Raw genomic sequence first — 20,922 nt, 5'->3', positions numbered from 1 at the left:
ATCCGCCCTGATCGCCGGATAGATGATGTCCGACTCCCTGCTCCGCTACTTCGATCGCGAACTGAACAGCGTGCGGGCGCTGGCCACGAAGGAATTCGCCGCCGCCAACCCGAAGATCGCCGCCCGGCTGCGCATCTCGGAAACCACGGTCGACGACCCCCACGTGACCCGCCTGCTGGAGGGCCTGGCCTTCCTCGCGGCCCGCGTCCATCACCGCCTGGACGACGATTTCCCGGAACTGACCGACGCGCTGCTGGGTGTGCTGTATCCTCATTACCTGGCGCCGGTACCGTCCTGTGCGATCGCGCAGCTGCAGTGCAAGGCGGAGCTCTCGGCGTCGGCGACGATTCCGTTGGGACTGCCGCTCGACACGGAACCGGTCCGCGGCGAGCCCTGCCGCTACCATACCGCATACCCCGTTACGCTATGGCCGATTACGATCGAAACCGTCCGGCTGTCCGGCCTGCCGCTGGCCGCGCCGGCCAACCCGGACGCACCCGGCGCGGCCGCGGTGCTTCGCATCGGCCTGACATGCATGACGGCGGAAGCCAGCTTCACCACGCTGGGCGTCGACCGCCTGCGCTTCTTCCTGCGCGCCGCGCCGCGCGTGGCGCTGGCGCTGCATGAGCTGCTGTGCCAGCACACGATCGGCGTGGCGCTGGCGGACGGGCCGAACGACCCCTCGCCGGTGATCCTGCCCGCCGACGCGGTCCAGCCGGTCGGCTTCGGGGCGGATGAGGCGCTGTTCCCCTGGCCGGCGCGCAGCTTCAGCGGCTTCCGGCTGCTGTCGGAATATTTCGCCTTCCCCGAGAAATTCCTGTTCATCGACATCACCCGGCTGGATGCCAAGACCCTGCTGTCCAGCGGCAACCAGCTGGACATCTTCCTGTATCTGGATCGCGGGGCGCCGGACCTGGAACGCGCCGTCGGCAATGATGCCCTGGCGCTGGGGTGCACCCCGATTGTCAATCTGTTTCCGTACCAATGCGAGGCCCTGACGCTGACGCACACCGAGACGGAGTATCGGATCGAGCCGGATGAACGGCACAAGGGGGCGCTGGAGATCTGGGATGTCACCCGGGTGCAGGAAACCCGGCCCGACGGCACGGTCCGCGCCTGGGCGCCATTCTACCGGCTGGGCGCGCGGGACCGGGTGGAGGGCGGTCCGGCCGGCTTCTATCACCTGTCGCGCAGGGACGCCCCGGTGCCGCCCGGCGGCACCGACGTCCTGCTGTCGACATTCGATCCCCGGTTCGATGCCGAAAGCCCGGCGGACACGGTGCTGTCGATCGATGCGCTCTGCACCAACCGGTCCCTGCCGGCCGACCTGCCCGTCAGCCCACGGTTGAAGCTGGTGGACGGGGTTGCCGCCGTGGACCGCCTCGTCTGCCTGACGGCGCCCACCGCGCCGCTTCAGGTGCCGCTGCGGGAACGCGGCTTCTGGCGCCTGATTTCGCACCTGTCGATCGGCCATCTGTCACTGGTCGGCGACGGCGCCGCGGCCGATGCGCTGAAGGAGGTGCTACGCCTGTATGACCTTCGCGGTGCGCCCGGCGCGCCGGGAACGATCGACGGGCTGCTGTCGGTCTCGGCGCGTCATGGCGTCGCTCGCGTGCCTGGCGAGCGGGCCGGCTCGTTTTGCCGCGGCATCGACGTGACGCTGGAATTCGATGCCGGGGCGTGGCAGGCCTCGGGCCTCTACCTGCTGGCCTCGGTGCTCGACCGCTTCCTGGCATTGCACGCGACGGTCAACAGCTTCGTGCGCACCCGCGTCGTGCTGCGCGGCCGGGAAGGCACTGCGGCGGCCTGGCCGGCACGAGCCGGCGCGCGGGTGCTGGTGTGAAGCCCGCATCGCCGGGCGTGTCGCCGCCCACGTCGTCGCCCATGTCGGCGCCCATGTCGCCGCCCATGTCACCACTGGAGCGCCTGGCGTCCGAACCGGAACGGTTCGACTTCGACGCCGCGATCCGGGTGCTGATCCACGCGGCGCATCAGCCCGACCCGGCGGATATCGTTCGCTTCCGCTCCCTGGCCCGCCTCGCCTATCCGGCCTCGGACGTGACCGCGCTGCGCCCGCAAGGGGCGGAGCTGCCACCGGAACTGGTGGTCAGCGTGATGGGCCTGACCGGTCCTTCCGGCGTGCTGCCGCGTGGCTATGCCGAGGTCCTGCATGAGGCATTGCGCGCGAGGTCCGGCGCGCTGCATGAGTTCCTCGACATGCTGTCGCACCGGATGGTCGCGCTGCTGGCCCGCGCGGGCGGCAAATACCGGCCGGCGCGGATGGCGGAAACCAGCGCGCTGGCCGGACAGGACGCCGACCCGCTCGGCCAGGCGCTGCTGTCGCTGGCGGGGTTCGGCACGCCGCACCTGCTGCCGCGCCTGGCCGCCGGGATGTCGCCCGTGATGCACTACGCCGGACTGCTGTCGGCGCACCCGCGCTCCGCCGACCGGCTCCAGGCCCTGGTGTCCGATTGGCTCGGCCGTCCCGTCGAAATCCGGCAATTCGCGGGCGCCTGGGTGGAGCTGCCGCCGGACCAGCGGTCGCGCCTGCCAACCGGACGCCGGGCGGGCCGCTTCAACCGGCTGGGACCGCCGCCGGAGGAGGAGCTGGGCCCCGGCACGCCGGGCGAGCGGCAGGATGCCACGCTGGGTCTGCGCACCTGGGACGTCCAGGCCGGGATCGTGTTGCGAATCGGGCCGCTGACGCGCGCCGGCTTCGCCGAGTTGCTGCCCCACCGGCCGACCTTGCCGCGCCTGGCGGCCCTGGTGCGGACCTATTTGAATTTCGCGACCGGCTTTGCGATCAACCTCGTGGTCACGGCAGGCGAGGTGCCGCTGTTGCGCCTGGGTGGCGACAGCGAGGACGCACCGTTACTGGGGTGGAACACCTGGCTGTGCCCGCCGGGCGGCAAGCGCAAGGCCGACGCCGCCGACCCGCTGTTCAGCGCCGAGGCGATCGAGGCACGGGCCGCGGCGGCCGGGCACGGCCGCTGATCCCGCGGACGCGGCGTGCGGCGCCGCCGGCCGGTCGGGGCCGGCCGATAGGGGCCGCCTGGCGGCACACGGCATCCGCGGCCTGTTGCATGGCCCGCATCCTCAGCGATCATACCGAATGAGACCGTAATTCCTGATCACCCATTTCAGCGTGAACCCGTATTGAGGATCGGTGGCGTACACGCCGGTCAGTGCGTCGGCGAAAGCGTCCGGATTGGTGACGAACGTCATCGCGACCTTGTAGACGGGCGCGGTCGCCAGCAGCTTGCCATGCAGATCGAACGCCTCGGTCAATGACGTGAACTTGCGAAACCGCGCGGTGGTCACGATGCTCTGGCCGTTGACGACCTCCCGCGTCTGGCTTTCCACGGCGGGCTGGTCGCCGCTTGCCTTGATGCCGAACGGATTGTTGCTGTCCGGCGGCATCGCGGTGCCCCAGGCGCTCTCGACGATCCATTGTGCGATCGTGATGGATACCGGCACGTTCCAGTGCATGTGAGAGACAATGGCGGCGTCGATCACGTCGTTGGGGAGCTGGCCGTAATGACCGGTGGCCTTCTGCGGCGTGTCGTCGACCAGCGGTCGCGCCGCCAGCGAGTAATACGTGGCGCTGCCCGGCTCGACCCGTCCGCTGGGCGGCAGCATGTTCAGCATCACCGCCTGATAGGCCTGGATCGCCAGGATCGTCCCGGGATCGACCGCGCCGGTCACCGGCACCGGCGAATGCGGCTTCGGCAGGCGCTGATTCAACAACGACTGGATGATGAAGACATCCTTCGGATCGTTGACCCCGTCACGGCCCACCGAGGCGACGATCGGCGGCGCCACGCGCCCCATCGCATCCGTGCTCAGTACGGTGGGAGACGGAACCAGACCCACGCCGACCTCGATGATTATTCTCTGTATCGCTCTCGGAGTATAGCATAACAGTGCGCGGGGAACGGTGAAACGGCGCGTGCCGGCACCGGTACCTTGATGCGGGATCAGGGCGGCATGAAATCGGCATTGGGCATTCTGTTCTCCCGCTGGGTCTTGAGCGGCATCGGCGTGACGCTTGTGTGCCTGCTGGTCTGGTTCCTCGGCCCGCTGCTGCCCGTGCTGGAAGGATGGATCGTCCGGCTGGCGGTCGTTGCGGTCCTCGTGATCGCCTGGGCCGCCGCAAACCTCACGCTGGACCTGCTGAAACGACGGCGCGACGAGGCGCTGACCGCGGGGCTGACGGATACCGCCGACCCGCGGGCGGAGGCCGTCGCCGGCGAGGCGGCGGCGATGCGCGAGAAGCTCGCCAAGGCGCTGGAGCTGCTGAAACATGCGCGCCACACACGCGGCTACCTGTATGAGCAGCCTTGGTACGTCATCATCGGGCCGTCGGGTGCCGGCAAGACCACTGCCCTGTTGAATGCCGGCCTGCGATTTCCGCTGGCCAGTGAAATGGGTCCCGACGCGGTGGCCGGCGTCGCCGGCACGCGCCTGTGCGAATGGTGGTTCACCGATGAGGCGGTGCTGATCGACACATCCGGGCGCTACACCACGCAGGATTCCGACGCGGCCGTCGACCGCACGGGCTGGGAGACGTTCCTGGACCTGCTGAAGCGTACCCGGCCGCGCCAGCCGTTGAACGGCGTCCTGGTGGCGATCGGCATCGATACCGTGGCCATGGCGCCGGAAGCGGAACGGATCGCCAATGCACGGGCGATCCGCCGGCGGATCAAGGAGCTGGAGAGTCGCTGCGGCCTGCGGCTGCCGGTCTATCTGCTGTTCACCAAGGCCGACCGCATCGCCGGCTTCACCGAGTTCTTTTCGGACCTGACGCCGGAGCGGCGTGCCCAGGTATGGGGGGTGACGTTCCCCATCGCCGCCGGGGAGGCCGGTACCGCCAGCCTGTTTCCCGCCGAGCTGAAGGCGCTGGTGGAGCGCCTGGACAGCCAGTTGCTCGACCGCCTGCAGGAAGAGCGCGGCGCGGAGCAGCGGGTGATGATCGGCGGCTTCCCCGCCCAGCTCGCCAGCCTGGAGCAGCCGCTCGCCGCTTTCGTGCAGGAAGCGTTCGGCGGTTCCCGCCTGGACGCCGCGCCGATGCTGCGCGGCGTCTATTTCACCTCCGGCACGCAGGAAGGCACCCCGATCGACCGGCTGACCGGCGCGCTGGCCCGCGGCTTCGGACTGGACCAGAAACGGCTGCCGAGCCTGCGGCCGGTACAGGGGCGAAGCTATTTTCTGGCGGGCCTGCTGCGGGACGTGGTGTTCAATGAGGCGATGCTGGTGTCGGAACGTCCCGGTGCCGGACAGCGCCGGCTCTTCCTCCGCATCGGGGCGTTCGCGGCGATCGCGCTGGTGGTGGTGCTGGGCAGCGTCGCGATCTGGGCGGCGCGGCAACACGGCGCGCGCCAGGTCGCCACCATGGCCGTCGCGCTGGACGCGTATGGCCAGGCAGCGCGGCGCGTGACGCTGGACCCGGTGAATGACGGCGATCTGCCGCGTGTCCTGCCGCTGCTCGACCGGGCGCGCGACCTGCCGCAGTCCATCGAGCCGGCCGCCGGCGGGTTCTGGACGTTCGGGTTGTCCCAGGACGCCAAGCTGACGGCGGCGGCGCGCACCGTCTACGGACACGCATTGCAGCGCGTGCTGCTGCCCCGGCTGCTGTGGCGGCTGGAAACGCAGATGCGCGGGCGGATGAACCAGCCGGACTTTCTGTACGAAGCCACCCGGGTCTACCTGATGCTGGGCTCCGCCGGCCCGCTGGACCGCAGCCTGGTACACGACTGGATGATGCTGGACTGGCAGGCCGCCTATCCCGGCGCCGCGGCCGCGCCGATGCGGGAGGCGCTGCTGCAGCACCTGGACGCGCTGCTGGCCGAACCCCTGCCGCCAGTGCCGCTGGACGGCGACCTCGTGGCCAAGGCTCGGGCCACCTTCAGCCGCGTATCGCTGGCGCAGCGCGTCTACACGCGGATCAAGCCGTCCGCGGCCGCCCGCGCCATTCCGCCCTGGCTGCCGCGCGATGCGCTGGGCCCGGCCGGCGCCGGTGTGTTCCAGCGGCTGTCGGGCAAGCCGATGGACCAGGGCATCCCGGGTTTCCTGACCCTCGACGGGTTCTACCGCGTGCTGCTGCCCAGCCTGCGCGATGCCGCCCGCAGCGTGGCATCGGAAAGCTGGGTCCTGGGCGCGAAGATCGAGATCGACCCGAACGGCCCGGCCATGGCGACGCTGGAGCATGACGTGGTCTCGTTGTACGAGACGGACTACATCCAGGCCTGGGATGCCATGCTGGAGGACCTGAATGTCGTGCCGATGCGCAGCGTCTCCCAGGCGGCGCAGGACCTGTTCATCCTGGCCTCGCCGGACTCCCCGATCCGCGCGCTGCTGACCTCGATCGCCCGCCAGACGACGCTGACCGTGCCGCCCGCCGATCTGGCCAAGGCGAACGAGGGCAAGCCTGGGGGCTCGGCGCAGCCGGCGGCGATTGAACGGCTGCAAGGGCTGTTCAGCACCGCCCAGGCGGGGCAGCCGGCGCCGATGCGGCTGGGACAGCGGGTGGACGATCACTTCAAGGCACTGCACGACCTGGTCGGCACCGGGCCGGGCGCGCCGCTGGATTTCCTGTTGAAGTCGCTGGACGACGTCCGCCAGCAGATGGCGAAGCTGGCGCAGGCGCCGGTCGGGGCCACGCAGCCGGCGCCGGCGCCGGGCGACGACCCGACCCCCGCGCTGCGTGCCGAGGCGCAGCGGCAGCCGCCGATGGTGGCCCGCTGGCTGAACACCGTGGCAAGCGGCGCGGTCGCGCTGCGCGGCGGCAACGCGCGCCAGCAGATCGTTGCGGCATGGAACGGCACCGGCGGCCCGGGTCCGCTCTGCGCCCTGGCTGTCGCCGACCGCTACCCGTTCGTTGCCGATTCCACCAAGGATGTGCCGCTGGATGACTTCACCCGGCTGTTCGCGCCCGGCGGATTGATCGACGGCTTCTTCAACACCTATCTGCGTCCATACGTGGATATGTCCGGCAAGGTCTGGCAGTTGCAGCCGGCCGAGGGCATGAAGCCGCCCGCGAGCCCGGCGGACCTGGCGCAGTTCCAGCGCGCGGCGATGATCCGCGACCTGTTCTTTCCGGCGGGCGCCACCGCGCCGACGGTTCGATTCGATATCATTCCTGTCAGCCTGGATGCGACATCGACCCAGGCGATGCTGGATTTCGACGGCACCAGCGTGCTGTCGATCCACGGGCCGCCCCGCGCGACGCAGATCACCTGGCCGGGACAGACCCGGATGCAGACCGTGCGGCTGGCATTCCAGCCGCCGCCCGCTTCCGGCGGCGCGCTGCAGGACACCGGGCCCTGGGCCATGTTCCGCATGTTCGGACATGCCCGCATGGTGCAAGGCGATTCGCCGGAGCGGTTCAGCCTGACCTTCCAGCTTGGCGACCGCCAGGCGGTGTTCGAAATCCGGGCGGCGTCGATCCAGAACCCGTTCGCCGCCAGCGTGCTGCAGGCATTCAGATGCCCGAAGGTCGAGTGATCGGGCACGCCACCCGCCGCTGACGGCCGTCAGCGATCGCGCGTATCCACCGCCAGCAGCCGGCCGGTCAATCGGACGCCCCGCCGCTCCGCCGCCTCGATCGCGCGCGCCAGGACCGGCAGATATGCGCGCGCCGGCTCATCCTGCCGCACCGGACCGGCCGGAAACAGCGGTGCCGAGGAGGCAATGGCCATCACCATGTCGGTTCCGAATGGCGGTCCGACCTCCAGCCCTTCCCTGACCGCGGCGATCCCGTTTGCCCGCTCGATCCGCACCGGCTTGCCGCGCGCCGGCAGCAGATGCGCGACACCGCCGTCGCTCACGAAATAGTCCAGGATGACGTAGGCGGGAAAATCCGGGAGCCTGATCACGGGACGGATCGGATCGCCGCGTTTCAGACGCGTCACCCCGTCCGCCAGGGTAAGATCCATGGGCGGCGTCCCCGGCTGGACGATCGGGCGGACCAGGTCGAGCAGATCGCAATAGGGGCCGGCCACTCTCCGCGTGTCCCAGGTCAGGGCGCCGGCATCCGGGACCAGGGCCCTGACCGCATCCGCCAGCCCGGTATCCGCTGCTCCGGCCCCCACCAGCCCGGACACGACGACCCGCCCGGCGTCCGACACGGTCACGCGTGGCACCGCGCAGGAGGCGTTGGCCGCGAGCCGCGCAAGCCCCTCCCGCATCGTCTGCAGGTTCGGCTGTGCCAGCGCCAGCGTGGTCGGCGCCGGACTGGGCGTGGCGGATGCCGTGGGCGGCTCCGCCGCCGCAAGGCCGGATCCGCCCTCTGGTCCGGATGGTCCCGACACGGTCGCCGCGGCTGATGCCCCCGAGGCCGTGGTAACCGGGGACGCGGCCCCTTGAGAAGCAGCTTCCGGGAAAGCAGCCCCCTGGGATCCACTCCCTTGGGATCCACTCCCTTGGGATCCAGCCCCTGGGGACCCAGCCCCTGGGGACCCAGCCCCTGGGGACCCAGCCCCTGGGGATCCAGTCCCTGGGGACCCAGCCCCTGGGGATCCAGTCCCTGGGGACGTGCCGCCCTGGGACGTTATGCCCGCGAATCCGCTCCCTCCGGGTGCCGATCCCGCTGGCCCGGGCGACGCGGCGTTGGCGGCCGGCTGCGCCGCGGGCGAGGCGGTATCGGCGGCGGCCGCGGAGGCGGGTGGCTGGGGAATCGGCGGGGAAGATGACGGAGCGGACGACGCGGGGAACGACGCGGGGGACGACGCTGACGCACCGCCGGCGCCTGGTCCCGACCGCGCGGTGTCGGCTGGCAGCGGCACCGCATCCGTCTGCCGGTCCGCCGGCGCGGCGGATGGCGCCGGCAGCGGCGGCGGGCGAAGCAGCAGCCACGCCCCGCCGCCGGCCAGCACGACGACCACCGCAGCCGTGGCACCAAGCAGGGCCGGCAACCGGCTGCTCGCTCGGCGCTGTGGCGCCGGGTGCCGGTCGGACGCGGACCGGCCCGACCGAGCCGGAGCCGCGGACGGGGCGTCGCGCGAGGGTGGCGGGGGGACGTCGACGGGCAGCATCGTGACGGGCGGCATCGTCCCGCCCGCAACCGATTGGGCGGCGGCCGATCGGGCGGGGATCACGGTGGTACGATCATTCCCGGCGGAACCGGCAACGGCCGAGCCAGCAGGGGGTGAACCGGCTGGGGGTGAACCGGCTGGGGGTGAACCGGCTGGCGGCCGCGGCGTCCCCGCCGCGCTCTCTGCCTGCCGCAGCGCCTGGGCGAAGGCGTCGGCGCTGGGATAGCGGTCATCCGGCCGTTTCGCCATGGCCGTCGCCACCACCGCATCGAGCGCGACGGGCGCGGTGACCGACAGCTCCGACGGACGCGGCGGCACCGTGTTCAGCACCTTGTGGATGATCGCCGTCAGGCCGCCATGGAACGGCTTGTCGCCGGTCAGCATCTGATACAGCACCACCCCGGCCGAGTAGATGTCGCTGCGGGCGTCGACCGGTTGCGCCATCAACTGCTCCGGCGACATGTAGGCCGGCGTGCCCAGGATGGTGCCGGCCTGCGTCATCGTGCTGCTTTCGATCCGAGCGATGCCGAAATCAGCGAGCTTGACGGTCCCATCCGTGGTGATCATGACGTTGCTGGGCTTGATGTCGCGGTGGACGACGCCCTTGGCGTGACTGAACTGCAGGGCGGCCAGGATCTGCTGCATGATCCGGACGGCCTCGGCTGGCCCCGGCCGCTCCTCGGTGCCCAGAAGGACGTCGAGCGAGCGTCCCTCGATGAATTCCATGACGATGAACGCGGTATGTTCCGACTCGCCATAGTCGTGGATCGCGACGATGTTCGGATGCGACAGCCGGCCGGCGGCCTTCGCCTCGTTGCGGAAGCGGGCATAGGCGTGCTGGGCGTCCGGATCGGAATCGTCGACGATGCCGACGGTCTTGATCGCGACCCGCCGGCCGATGACGGGATCCCAGCCATCGTACACGACGCCCATCGCGCCGCGGCCGATGACGCCACGCACCTCATATTTGCCGAGGTTCTTGGGGACGACGTTGGCGGAGCTCATGGTGCCATGATGTCTACCACCACCACGGTGACGTTGTCGTTCGCATCGCGTTGCAGCGCCGCCGCCAGCAGGGCCTCGGCCGCCGCGTCGGCGTCACCGGCCGGCAGCAACCGGCCGAGGGTCGCGTCGTCCATGGTCTTCGACAGGCCGTCGGAGCACAGCAGGAAGCGGTCCCCCGGCTGCAGCCGGCCGATCACCTTGTCCAGCAGCACGGTATCGGCCGGGTCGCCGACGGCGCGCGTGATGATGTTGGCGCGTGGGTGCGATTCGGCCTGGTCCTCGGATAGCTGGCCGGCATCGACCAGCTCCTGCACCAGGCTGTGATCGCGGGTCACCCGGGTCAGCACGCCGTCCCGCAGCAGATAGGCGCGCGAATCCCCGGCCCACAGACAGGCGAAATGCGCCTCCCGCACGATCAGCACGACGACGGTGGAAGCGACGATGGCGCCGTCTCCCTTCCTCGCGGCGGCTTCCTTCAGCGCGAGATGGGCCGCCGCCATGCGCAGGCGCACCTGCGTGAGGGTCTCCTCCGCGGTCAGCGCCCCGGGGATCGTCGCCAGCGCGGTCGCGATCAGCTCCGACGCGACCTCTCCGGCCTCATGGCCGCCGGCGCCGTCCGCCACCGCCCACAGGCCCAGTTCCGGGTGGGCAACGAACATGTCCTCGTTATGGTCGCGGTGGGCACCCGGATGGGTGACGGCGCGGGAGCGGTACTGCATGGCGTTACCGTCGGCTGGGCGGCGCAGAGTAGCGTCGCCGGACACCAGCTCCAAGCAACATCAGGACATCCCGGCGATCGACCGCACGCCCTGCCCGGATGTCACGGGGCCGGACGCCACGGCGACGAACATCACGGGGCTGGACGCCAGCGCCAGGATGTCGCGCGACACGATGTCACGGGGCCGGATCGGCCATGCCGGGGCATAGCGACGCATCCAGCATGCACAGGAACCGATCCGGCTCGGGCATCCCGTCCAGCACCAGCCCCTGCGCCGGCACCAGCGGCGAGCCCTCGGTCCACCACAGCGCGGCGCCCGGGCGCGGCACGAGGCCGTAGGGCAGGCCGGTCGCGGGCCCGGCCGCCAGATCAGGGCAGGCGGGAATCAGCGCGGCAAGCCGATCGGGGGCCAGATCATCCGCCAGAGCGGACCGGCCGGCCATTTCCGCCGCGTCGAGCCAGGCGCCCCCGCACCTGGCCATGCACGCCGGCGCCGCGCCGGGACATGTGCCGGCGATCATCAGCGGAAAATACCGCCCGACCTTGTCGACACTGGGCATCCACAGGCCCAGCAGCGGCTCCGGCCCGCACATCCCGGCCGGCAGCGCGAAACGCCATACCGGCGCGACCAGCCAGACGGAAGCGAAGCGTTCCGCCAGCCGCACCCGTGCCGCGGTCAGAACGGATGCGACGGCGCGGTCCCACACGCCAACCGCCATCGTGGCCAGGCCATTGCTGACGAAATCGCCACGGGATGGTAACTTGCCGAAGAAGCCGGCGGAGCCGCGACATGGATCGGACATGACGCCGAATGTTCCCTGAACGCGACAGGCAACTCAAGCACCGCGTCGGGCACCACATCGGGCACCGCGGCCGCCCGCCCGTCGCACGCGGCCGCCGCACCGGTTCGGTGCCCTGCCTTGACCATCGACGGCCTGACCATTGACGACCTGACCATCGACGGCCTGACCATTGACGACCTGACCATCGGCGGCCTGACCATTGACGACCTGACCATCGACGGAACGAGGAACGCGGACATGTCGCAAGCAGGGATCGCCGAACCGCCAGCAGCCGAAGCCGACGGGACGGGGCTGCGGATCGTACTGACACCGATCCAGCTCGCCGCGATCATGGGCAGCGAAACGATCACGGCGCCCGAAAATCACTCCGGCCGGCTGATGACACGCCTGGTGGGTGGCGCGGAGCTGGTGGGCGGCGCCCTGGAGCTGATCGGCGCGGGCGCCCTGTTCCTGGCCCCGGAACCCACCATGCTGACGAAGGCGGGGGGCGCGGTCCTCGGCACCAACGGGCTCGATAACGTCGGCACCGGCCTCTATCAGCTATGGACCGGCTGGCCGCGCACCACCTTGACGGAGCAGGCGGCGACCGAGCTGGCGCGGAAGCTGGGCACCAGCCCGCACACGGCGCACAATATCGGCGTCGCCATCGATATCGCGGTTCCCCTCGCCGTTGCCGGTGCCATCGGGGCGGTGCGGGCCCTCAGCATACGCCGCGGCTTGATCGTGCTGCTTGAGGAGGAGGAGGCCGGGGGTCACACCATCCTCAAGCATGTCGCCAAGGATGATGAATTCCTGCTGAACCGCCTGACCGCCGAACCCCGCATCCCGGCCGCCGGCTCCTTCGCGTCCGTCCGCGACGCGGAACGGGCGATCAGCGACGCGATCAAGGCCAACCGGACCGCGATCACGCAATGGGCGGCGTCCGGCGCGACCAGGGACCTGCCATTCTCGGTCCATCTTGGCCGCGACGTCGGCACCACCATTTTACGCGGCTCGTCCAGTCGCATCACGGTTCAGTCGGTTCGACTGGTCCTGAGACGGACGACCATCAACCAGAAGCTCTACTTCGTGCTCACGGCCTATCCGGTGCCCTGATGCAAACGACCACACCGTCCATTCCGATCCTGCATGAATACCCGTATCTGTCGCAGCTATGCGACGCGTACCTGTTCTCGGATTACACGATCTACGGGCCGGAGCCGGCTGACGCCGTGACCGCCTATGCGCGCGACGAGGGCTGGCTCGACATCGTTGCCGCCCGGGCGGATATCCGGCGCTTCATGGCGTTCTATCGGGACAGCCTGGATCAGGAGCTGGCGCGGCGCTATCCCGACCTGGCACGGCTGCCGGACCAGAGCGCGGCCGATTTCCTGACCTGGCTGGACGCGCAGCTGCTGCACCACCAGGCCAGCGTGAAACCTTGAAGCGCGACCGCCGCACCTGAAGCATGGCAGGATCAGGTCGATCCGTCATGCTTCATCAAGCCCTTGATTCAACAGCGCGATTCACGCCTTCTCCGCCGCCCGCTTCAGGCGATCGCGCTCTACCCCTCGCGGTGCAGCACCACCTCGATCCGCCGGTTCTCCTCCCGCCCGTCCGGCGTCGCATTGCTGGCGATCGGGTCGGCGTCGGCGCGTCCGTCCGTGGTAATGCGCCCGGCCTCGCCGATCGTGCGCGCGATGATCGCCGCCGCCGCCTTCGCCCGAGCGGCGGACAGCTGATAGTTTGACGGAAACCGCACGGTGCGGATCGGCTGGTTGTCGGTATAGCCGATCACCTGCACCGGACCGCGCTCCGCCGACAGCGCCTGGCCGATCCGTTCCAGCAGGGCGGTGAACCTGGGCTGCACATCCGCGCTGCCGGACGGGAACATGCCGCGGTTGCGGATGCGTACCACCGGCACGGCGTCGGTCCCCACCACCGACACCAGCCCCTGCTCGATCTCCGGCCGCAGGAAGCCGCGCAACTTGTCCATCGCGCCGAGTTCCGCCGCCGGTGGCGGCGGCGGTGGCGGCTGCACCGGCGCGGCGCGCTGGATCACCGGCATCCGCTCCGGCGGGGCCGCCATCATGCGTTCGAACAAGCCGTCCGATTCGCCGTTCAACCCGAACGTGGCCCAGATGAAGACGGCACCGATCACCGCCAGGCCGCCGATGCCGGCCAGCCATACCGGCACCTCGGCCCGCACCGGCCGGTATGGCGCGTCGACGCCCCGCCAATGCGGCGACAGCGCCGGCTCGCGCGGCGGGCGCTGGCGCGCGATCACCGCATAGGTATCCTCCCGCACCCGGTCCAGCTCCGCCGGCCCGCGCGGCGACAGCCGGAAACGGCCCTGGAAGCCGAACGCCAGGCACAGATACATCAGCTCCAGCACCGGCAGGAACCGGCCGGGATTCTGCTTCATCTGGTCCAGCAGCTGGAAGAACCGCTCCCCGCTCTGCACCTGGCGGTCGCGCTGGTGGAAGGTGGTGACCAGCGACCGCTGGGCCCAGCCGCCCTGGCCGCCCCAGGGCGTCGCCTGCACCACGTCATCCAGGCTGGCGCACAGCGCGTAATGCGCCGGCTGCAGCTGCTCGATCGGCACCCCCGCCTCGCGCGTCGTCTGCTCGAACCGGCGCATCTCGGCCACCGCCCGCTCGCGCAGCGCATTCGGGTCCGGCTGCGACAGGGTGTTGCGCAGCCGCCCCAGAAGCTGCAGCAGCGGCGAGGCGGCGGCCAGGATCGGCGAACCCCCGACCGCCACCAGGTCCGGCCCGGCCACCTCGGCCGGCGGCACCGCCTGGCGGGCGGTACCGCCCAACGGCGCGCCGAGGCCCCCGCCGCCAGGCGGAGCGGCGAAGGCGGATGCGGGCGCCGTGCCCACCGTCCGGCCCCCCGCCATCTGCTCCGTTGGCGACGCCGCCGGACGCGGCTTGCCGCCCGGCATGGGCCGGATGATGGTGCGGCCGTCATCCTCGGGTTCGGCGAACGGATTGTCGCTTGGCACGGCTCAGCCTCCGTCACTGCCGCGGATGGCCCACAGCTCCATCTGCAGGTTCGGGAACTCGCCTGACACGAAGATCGCGAAGCCGCCCGAGGACTGCATCTGCTGCCAGTGCGGACTGTTGCGGTCCAGTTCGAAATAGGTCGCGCCGGCGTAGAAGGGGATCTGCCGCGGCGCCGTGCTCAACGGCCGCACCGCGATGCCGGGCAGCGCGACGTTCACCAGGTGGGTGATGTGCTCCACCGCGCCGATCTTGACCTGCGAGGGAAACAGCCGCCGCAAGGTCTCGGACGGCATGTCCGCTCGGACCGACAGCACGAAGTTGGCGGTGCGCAACAGGCCGCGGTCGTTCAGCGGGCCGACGCGGACGCCATGCCGCCGTTCCTGCAGCGGGATCGCCACCGCCGTGGTTTCCAGCACCGCCGACAGCGACCGCCGCAGATCGGCGACCACCGGCGTGAAGCTGCGCTGCAGATCCTCGTGCCGGTACGGCGGATAGTTGTTCGGCCGCCGCGTCGCCTCGGTGAAGGTGGCGAACTCACCCGCCATCTGCACCAGCGCGGCATAGAAATCCTCGGGATGGATGTTGCCGGACTCCACCCAATGGCTCAGCAGCTTCTGCCAGCGGTTGATCATCTGCAGCAGCAGGAAATCGGTCACCTCGGCCACGCCGCGCGCGCCGGGGGAGCCCAGGCGGCTGGCCAGCGCCTCACCGCGCTGGTTCATCATGCCGGTCAGTTCCGCCAGGAAACCCGTCAGCGGCGGCGCGGCGGCACACAGCAGGGCCGGGGGAATCCAGCGGTCATCCAGCGCGACGCGCCGGTCGGCCCCCACTTCGGCGATGCGCGCCACGGCGATGCCGTGATAGCCGGCCCTGTCCTGCGTCTCCAGCATGTAGCGCAGACGCAGGCGGCCGACCTGCAGCTCCGCCGGCTGCGGCGCATCGGCGCGTGACCGCGGCTGCGTGTCATACGCCTCGAACCCCTTCACGGTATAGCGGCCCTCGGTCTCCGCATCCTCCAGGACGACTTCCGCGGCGCCTTGCTGGCTGACCGGTGTCGCCAGGTACACCAGCGCGTTGCGCACGGTCGCCGCCGGCTCCAGCGGTACCGGATGGTCGGCTTCCGCCGGCAGGACGAACGGCGTCCCGTCCTCGAACACGCCGGCCGCGGATGACAGGGCAAAGCGCCCCGTGGCGAGCAGGTTGCGATCGATCGAGCACGCGGTCAGGCCCCACGGGTAGGGTCGCAGCGCACCGGCCCTGGCCTGCAACAGCGCCTGGGTCCAGCGATCCTGCTGCTGGAAGTGCTGCGCCCGCAGGAACATGCCCTCCTGCCAGATCACGCGGTTCGTCCAGCTCATGCCATGCGTCCCTTCCGGCCGATCATCTGCCGGCCGGCTTGAGAGTGACCGAAAGGCTGCCGACCTCCAGCGTCAACCGGGTGGTGCCCTTGCCGGCGACCGGCGCGCTGGCCCGCCATTGCGCCTGGTCGATCTTCTGGAACAGCGCGACCACGCCGATCGCCTGGGTGCCCGGCTTCAGCTCCTTCTTCAGCTGCTGCGTGGCCGAGGGGCGCAGCACGAGACCGGTCGACCCCAGAAGGTCGGGGCCGAGGGTGGCCTGTTCCCGCTCGATCAACGCGAACACGTCCGCCTGCTCGAACTTCTGGGTCGAGGCCAGTTCGAACACGTGCAGCGAAACCGGCTGCGGTGCGCCGGCGGGATCGGGGTTCTGGCCGGCGCTGCCGGTCGCGGTCAGTTCCAGCACCGGCGGCGGCGGGGGCGACGCGGCGCAGGCCGACAGCAGCAACGCGCATCCGATGAGGCCGGCCTGGCGGCGGTTCATCGCCGGTTCCTCCGCCCGGCGGCCAGTTCCTCGACGATCTGCTCATAGGCCAGGGCGAACTGCTTGCCGAACACACTGTCGAAATTATCCGTCAGCCCGCGGGCGATCTGCCCGTGCAATGCCTCATACGCGTCCCATGCCCGAGCCTTGCGATTGCCCAGCAGGGCGAGGCCGCCGCCGGTCTCGGCCTCTTTCTGGATCGCCTCGGGGCCCAGCCGCGTCACCAGGGCGCGCACCGCGGCCTGCATGGCGGGCATGGTCGCCAGCTCATGCTGGCAGATATCGTCCAGCGCATCCCTCACCGCTTCCTCGGGGCTCATGTCACTGCGGCGGCCGACGCCCAGCAGGCCGATCAGGGCATCGTCATCATTCGCCGAGAATTTCAGCGGATTGTTGCCCTGGACCTGGATCATGGTGGCGCCGATGCGGAATTCGCGCTTGGTGCTGGACCGGGTGATCAACGCCTGGCGCAACCCGGCCACCAGCGCCCGGAACGCCGCTCCCAACCGTTCCATCGTCTGCTCGGCGTCCGCCGGATTCACCCCTTCCAGCCCCGCCCCCCGCAGGAACGCCGCCAGCAGGTCCGGTGTGGGGGCGGCGGGTGTGGGGGCGGCGGGCGTGGGGGCGGCGGGCGTGGGGGCGGCGGGCGGGGCGGCTTGCGCGGGAGCGGGCGGGGCGCGCTCCGGCGCCGATGCGGGGATGCCGATCCGGGGCACGGGCATCGGTGGCGCGCCAATGCCAGGCGTCGGGATCGGCGAAGGCATGTCTGGCAGCGGCGCGGCCGGCGGCGCATTGCGCGGTTCGGGCGCAGCGGGCGGCTCGTCCAGGTCCCAGTCATTGGGGAGCTGAACCTTCGGCCATGGCAGGTTCACCGCGTCGGACACCGCCGGGGCGTGGTCCGGCGCGGTCGGGCCGGACAGGAACGCCTCCTCCTCCGGCAGCAGGGGATTGAAGTCGGCCGGCAGCGACGGCGCGCTGAACCCCATCTCCGGCGCCGGCGGCAGCACCGCGGGCGGCGGCGCGAACGGATCATCGCCGAAACCGTCGCCGAACGGCGAGCTGAACCCGCCGCCGGCGCCGAAACCGCCGGCTCGTGGCTGGCCGACCGGGCGACCCGCCGCATGACCGATCCCGTGGCCGATCGCGTGATCGATCGGGTGATCGATCGCATGACCGATCCCTGGGTCGCTCCGCTGGTCGTCGAGCCCGACTTCGATTTCATAGGCGCCGAAACGAATGCGGTCGCCGTGGGCCAGCACGCGGGGCCCGGTCTCCTCCAGCCGCTCCTCCCCGCGATTGAGGAAGGTGCCGTTCGCGCTGGTGCCGGCAATGCTCCAGGCGCCGTTCCGGAACGCGATCACGCAATGGCGTCGCGAAACCTCCTTGTCCGAATCCGGCAACACCCAGTCGCTGTCGGGCGAGCGGCCGATCGAGAATTCGCCGCCGCTGAGCTGACGCACGTCCGGCACGACGGTCGGCGGACACCGCAGCATGGTCAGCGTCAGGATCACGTGTCTATCCGATCAGCACGGTCGGCGCGCCCGGACCGACCACGGCGCCGCCATGCACCGTGCTGTCGCCGACGCGGGAGGCGGGCTGGCCGCCGACCAGCACGGTAAAGGCGCCCAGCGCCATGGTGCCGGGCGGGCCGACGCATTGGTGCATGTCGCCGATCCGGCTGAGCGGCAGGCCGCCGGCGAGGACGGTGGGACAGCCCAGGGTGAGCGGGCCGCCGACATGCGGCACCACGCCCGTCACCATCGGACAGACATGCATGTCGGAGATTCGGGCAGCGGGCTGGCCCATGCTATGTCAGCTCCTCATGCGGCATGCGGCCGGCCCCGCCATTGGCGATCTCCAGCCCGCTGGCCAGGAAGCGGCGCATCCGATCCTCCCGCCGCTCCGGATAGGTGCGGACCGCCGACAGCACCACGGATCCGATCACCGCGGTTCCGGTCAGATGCGGGGCCGGTGGCGTCTTGGGCTGGCCCAGCGGCGACATGGAATCCCCGCTCCAGAACGCGGCGACCGCGGCCCAGGCCTCGGGCGTGCCGAAATTGGCCTGCTGCGCCTTGTCGAAGGCGTCGCGCCGCATCTCATCGGTCTGGCCACGCACCCAGGCCTCGGCGGCGCTGATCGCGGCCTTGTCCAGCGCCGGCAGGTCCGGCGGTTCGGTGTGGCGGGCGCACATGCAGGCCCACCAGACGCTTTCCCGCTTCGGTAACGCGTGCGCAACGAGCTTGGCTGCCTCGCCGGGCAGGCCGGCGGCATCCAGGCGGGTGATCGCGGTCGCAATATCGGTATCCGCCTGCACCAGCGCCGCACTGTCACCGGTCAGGCCCGCGCGTGCGCGCACATCCTCCATGGGAATACTGCGGAGCTTGAAAAAAGATCCTTCAGCCATGGCTCGATCAATTCAACATCATGACGCCGCCCTTCAGCACCAGCATGCCGTCGGCGTTCACCTGCGCCATGGGGCCCTTGATCTGCACCATCGCCTGGCCCTGGACCTTAATTTGCATCGCGTCGATTGTCACGCCCTGGTTATCAATGGTGATCTTGTTTCCCCCCACGGTCAGCTCGATGCTTTGCATGGCCTGCACCGCGATCTTGCCGGCATTGGCCTGAATCGAAATGTTGTCGGCGCTGGCGGTGATGGTCAGCCCGCCATTCTGCACGGTCAGGCTGTCGCCGGATTTGATGGTGGTGGTGCGGCCGTTATCGACCGAGACGGTCTGCTTGTTCTGCACGGTCAAGGTCTGGTCGTGCTTCACCGTCGTCGTGTCGTCGTGGTCGACCGTCGTCGTGCGGTCGTTCTCCACTTCCACCGTCGCATCCTTTTCGGCGTGGAGATAGACCTTCTCGCTTCCCTTGGTGTCATCGAACGACAGCTCCGAGAATGTCGAGGTCGAGCCCTGCTTGGTGGAGCGGCTGCGGAAGCCGCTCTTGTTCTGTTCGCCGGGGATCGGAAACACCGGCATCATTTCGGCGTTGTAGAAGCCGCCAACCACGACCGGGCGATCGGGGTCGCCGTCCAGGAACGCCACCGCCACTTCCGTACCGACCCGCGGCAGGTGCTGCCATCCCCAGCTATTGCCGGACCAGGGCTGGATCACCCGCGCCCAGATGGTGGAATCCGCCGTCGCGTCATCGCGATGATCCCAGAAGAACCGCACCTTCACGCGGCCGTACTGATCGGCGTGAATCTCCTCCCCGTCATTGCCCAGCACGACCGCCGAATACAATCCGCCCATGGCCGGCCGCGGCGTGATCGTCCGGTCCCGCCAGGGCACCGACGCCTTGAAGGCAACGATGCGGTTTCCATAGTCGGCCTGGGCATCTCCGCCAAGCCAGCTGCGGTCATGGCCGCTGCTGCTGACGCTGCGCACGATGTAGTCGACATTCTGCGAGTCGTCGAACGGATCGCGGCTCAATGTGAAGCGGCCGCCGGGCAGCAGCAGCGGATTTTCGCCCAGCGCCTCCACCAGGGCGGCCTCCGCCTCCGAGGCCTCGATCAGGCGGCGCGCCTTGGCGCTGGCCTCATCGGAGGTCTCCGCCAGCGCCGGCCAGGCAAACACATCGCGCGTGGGCGCGCCGGCGGTGCCGAGCTTGGTCGGCTGCTGGCCTTCGGGCGGTGTCGACGGTTTCAGGGGATCGTAGTCGCGCAGGCTGTATTTCCCGTGCGCGGTGGCGCCGATGCGGTGCCAGCCGGTCAGCACGTCGATCCCGCCGCCCTCGTGCGCGACCGAGAGCTGGGGCTTCGGGTCCTGCGGGAACGCCGAATTGGCGTCCGCCAGGACGAGCGTGTGATTGCCATCCTGGTGCTTGAAGTAATAGAAGAAACCGGATTCCTCGGCGAGCCGCGACAGGAAGGCCAGGTCGGTTTCGTTGTATTGCGTAACATAAGGCTTCTGCGGCTGGCCGGCGCCGACCTTGACCTCGATCGTCTGCTTCGCCTCATCGCACAGCGTGGATATGATATCCGTAACGGATTTGTTGCAGAAAACCCGGCAATCGCTCGTCTGGCCCATGAACCACAGCCGCGGCACGAAGGTCAGCCTGTACGAGAACCGGCCGCGCTGCGGCTCACCCGTCGCGGCGAATGAGCGCACGAGGCCGTGCAGGATGCGCGGTTCAGCTGTCCCGTACGTGACTTTCAGACAGGCCGGATGATACAGCACGGCGTCCGGGTCGACGCTGGCGTTGTCACTGACGACATCGACGGTGACAGCATAGGGCGTGCTGATGGTTTCATCGGCATGGAACGCGACCGGCTGCAGCACATCCTGGCCGAGCGCGGTCTGCAATGACAGCAGCCGCTTGCCCTGACCTTGCGTACCCGACATGACATGCTCCTCAGGCGAGACGGCGGCGATCCGGCGGCCGCGCAGCCGGCATCCCTGTCACCGCGATCCCAGTCACCGCAATCCCTGTCACCGCGATCCCTGTCGTCGACGTCTTTGGCGTGGAAACCCCTGATGCCGCACCCCCTGGCACGGGACTCCCTGATACGAGACTCCCTGGCACGGGACGTC

General features: G+C 70.0%; 16 protein-coding genes. 5 read left to right on the top strand and 11 right to left on the bottom strand.

The features are described from left to right. The first annotated feature begins 25 nt into the window (after positions 1-25). On the top strand, positions 26-1,843 hold the full coding sequence (gene tssF / locus VHC04_RS17035) for a type VI secretion system baseplate subunit TssF (RefSeq protein WP_325683456.1): 1,818 nt from the start codon (positions 26-28) through the stop codon (positions 1,841-1,843). A 65-nt stretch (positions 1,844-1,908) separates the two neighbouring features. Beyond that, positions 1,909-2,994, top strand: coding sequence for a type VI secretion system baseplate subunit TssG (tssG, locus tag VHC04_RS17030; RefSeq protein WP_325683454.1), 1,086 nt, complete (start codon positions 1,909-1,911; stop codon positions 2,992-2,994). Positions 2,995-3,096: 102 nt separating this feature from the next. Here tssG and VHC04_RS17025 read toward each other — a convergent pair whose 3' ends face one another. Further along, positions 3,097-3,873 (bottom strand): glycoside hydrolase family 73 protein, encoded by a 777-nt coding sequence (locus VHC04_RS17025; protein ID WP_325683452.1) that lies wholly within the window; start codon positions 3,871-3,873, stop codon positions 3,097-3,099. A 114-nt stretch (positions 3,874-3,987) separates the two neighbouring features. On the opposite strand from VHC04_RS17025, the gene tssM reads away from it, so the two are divergent. Next, the gene (gene tssM, locus VHC04_RS17020) at positions 3,988-7,503 is read left to right on the top strand and encodes a type VI secretion system membrane subunit TssM (RefSeq protein ID WP_325683450.1); all 3,516 of its coding nucleotides are present in this window, start codon (positions 3,988-3,990) and stop codon (positions 7,501-7,503) included. Between the two features lie 29 nt (positions 7,504-7,532). On the opposite strand, the gene VHC04_RS17015 is transcribed toward tssM, so the two are convergent. From VHC04_RS17015 to tagF, 3 genes are all read right to left on the bottom strand, one after another. After that, positions 7,533-10,037 (bottom strand): serine/threonine-protein kinase, encoded by a 2,505-nt coding sequence (locus VHC04_RS17015; RefSeq protein ID WP_325683448.1) that lies wholly within the window; start codon positions 10,035-10,037, stop codon positions 7,533-7,535. Beyond that, a complete protein-coding gene (locus VHC04_RS17010) occupies positions 10,034-10,801 on the bottom strand; it encodes a PP2C family protein-serine/threonine phosphatase (RefSeq protein WP_325683493.1) in 768 nt (255 codons plus the stop codon). Before VHC04_RS17010 ends, VHC04_RS17015 begins: the two co-directional genes overlap by 4 nt. Before the next feature lie 130 nt (positions 10,802-10,931). Next, on the bottom strand, positions 10,932-11,558 hold the full coding sequence (gene tagF, locus VHC04_RS17005; protein ID WP_325683446.1) for a type VI secretion system-associated protein TagF: 627 nt from the start codon (positions 11,556-11,558) through the stop codon (positions 10,932-10,934). 117 nt (positions 11,559-11,675) lie between these two features. On the opposite strand from tagF, the gene VHC04_RS17000 reads away from it, so the two are divergent. Next, the gene (locus tag VHC04_RS17000; RefSeq protein WP_325683444.1) at positions 11,676-12,653 is read left to right on the top strand and encodes an RNase A-like domain-containing protein; all 978 of its coding nucleotides are present in this window, start codon (positions 11,676-11,678) and stop codon (positions 12,651-12,653) included. Continuing rightward, on the top strand, positions 12,653-12,982 hold the full coding sequence (locus VHC04_RS16995; RefSeq protein ID WP_325683442.1) for a contact-dependent growth inhibition system immunity protein: 330 nt from the start codon (positions 12,653-12,655) through the stop codon (positions 12,980-12,982). The genes VHC04_RS17000 and VHC04_RS16995 overlap by 1 nt, the downstream gene beginning before the upstream one ends. Positions 12,983-13,101: 119 nt before the next feature. Here VHC04_RS16995 and tssL read toward each other — a convergent pair whose 3' ends face one another. The 7 genes from tssL to VHC04_RS16960 are packed head-to-tail and all read right to left on the bottom strand — an operon-like array spanning position 13,102 to position 20,733. Then, complete coding sequence (gene tssL / locus VHC04_RS16990; RefSeq protein WP_325683440.1) at positions 13,102-14,544, bottom strand: type VI secretion system protein TssL, long form; 1,443 nt, start codon at positions 14,542-14,544, stop codon at positions 13,102-13,104. A 3-nt stretch (positions 14,545-14,547) separates the two neighbouring features. Continuing rightward, positions 14,548-15,903 carry a type VI secretion system baseplate subunit TssK gene (gene tssK / locus VHC04_RS16985; RefSeq protein WP_325683438.1) on the bottom strand — a complete coding sequence of 452 codons (1,356 nt, stop codon included), beginning with the start codon at positions 15,901-15,903 and terminating at the stop codon, positions 14,548-14,550. Positions 15,904-15,925: 22 nt separating this feature from the next. Further along, positions 15,926-16,387: a type VI secretion system lipoprotein TssJ gene (gene tssJ / locus VHC04_RS16980; protein WP_325683436.1), complete on the bottom strand. Its 462-nt coding sequence runs from the start codon at positions 16,385-16,387 to the stop codon at positions 15,926-15,928. Then, positions 16,384-17,898 carry a type VI secretion system-associated FHA domain protein TagH gene (gene tagH, locus VHC04_RS16975; protein ID WP_325683434.1) on the bottom strand — a complete coding sequence of 505 codons (1,515 nt, stop codon included), beginning with the start codon at positions 17,896-17,898 and terminating at the stop codon, positions 16,384-16,386. Before tagH ends, tssJ begins: the two co-directional genes overlap by 4 nt. Before the next feature lie 4 nt (positions 17,899-17,902). Continuing rightward, on the bottom strand, positions 17,903-18,193 hold the full coding sequence (locus VHC04_RS16970) for a PAAR domain-containing protein (protein ID WP_325683432.1): 291 nt from the start codon (positions 18,191-18,193) through the stop codon (positions 17,903-17,905). A 1-nt stretch (position 18,194) separates the two neighbouring features. Continuing rightward, entirely contained in the window at positions 18,195-18,791 is a 597-nt protein-coding gene (locus VHC04_RS16965; protein ID WP_325683430.1) for a DUF6931 family protein, read from the bottom strand. A 7-nt stretch (positions 18,792-18,798) separates the two neighbouring features. After that, positions 18,799-20,733: a type VI secretion system Vgr family protein gene (locus tag VHC04_RS16960; RefSeq protein ID WP_325683428.1), complete on the bottom strand. Its 1,935-nt coding sequence runs from the start codon at positions 20,731-20,733 to the stop codon at positions 18,799-18,801. Positions 20,734-20,922 lie beyond the last annotated feature (189 nt).

This window comes from Rhodopila sp., from assembly GCF_035548095.1.
Taxonomy (GTDB): Bacteria; Pseudomonadota; Alphaproteobacteria; order Acetobacterales; family Acetobacteraceae; genus Rhodopila.
This window is presented reverse-complemented; position numbering and strand designations above follow the sequence as displayed.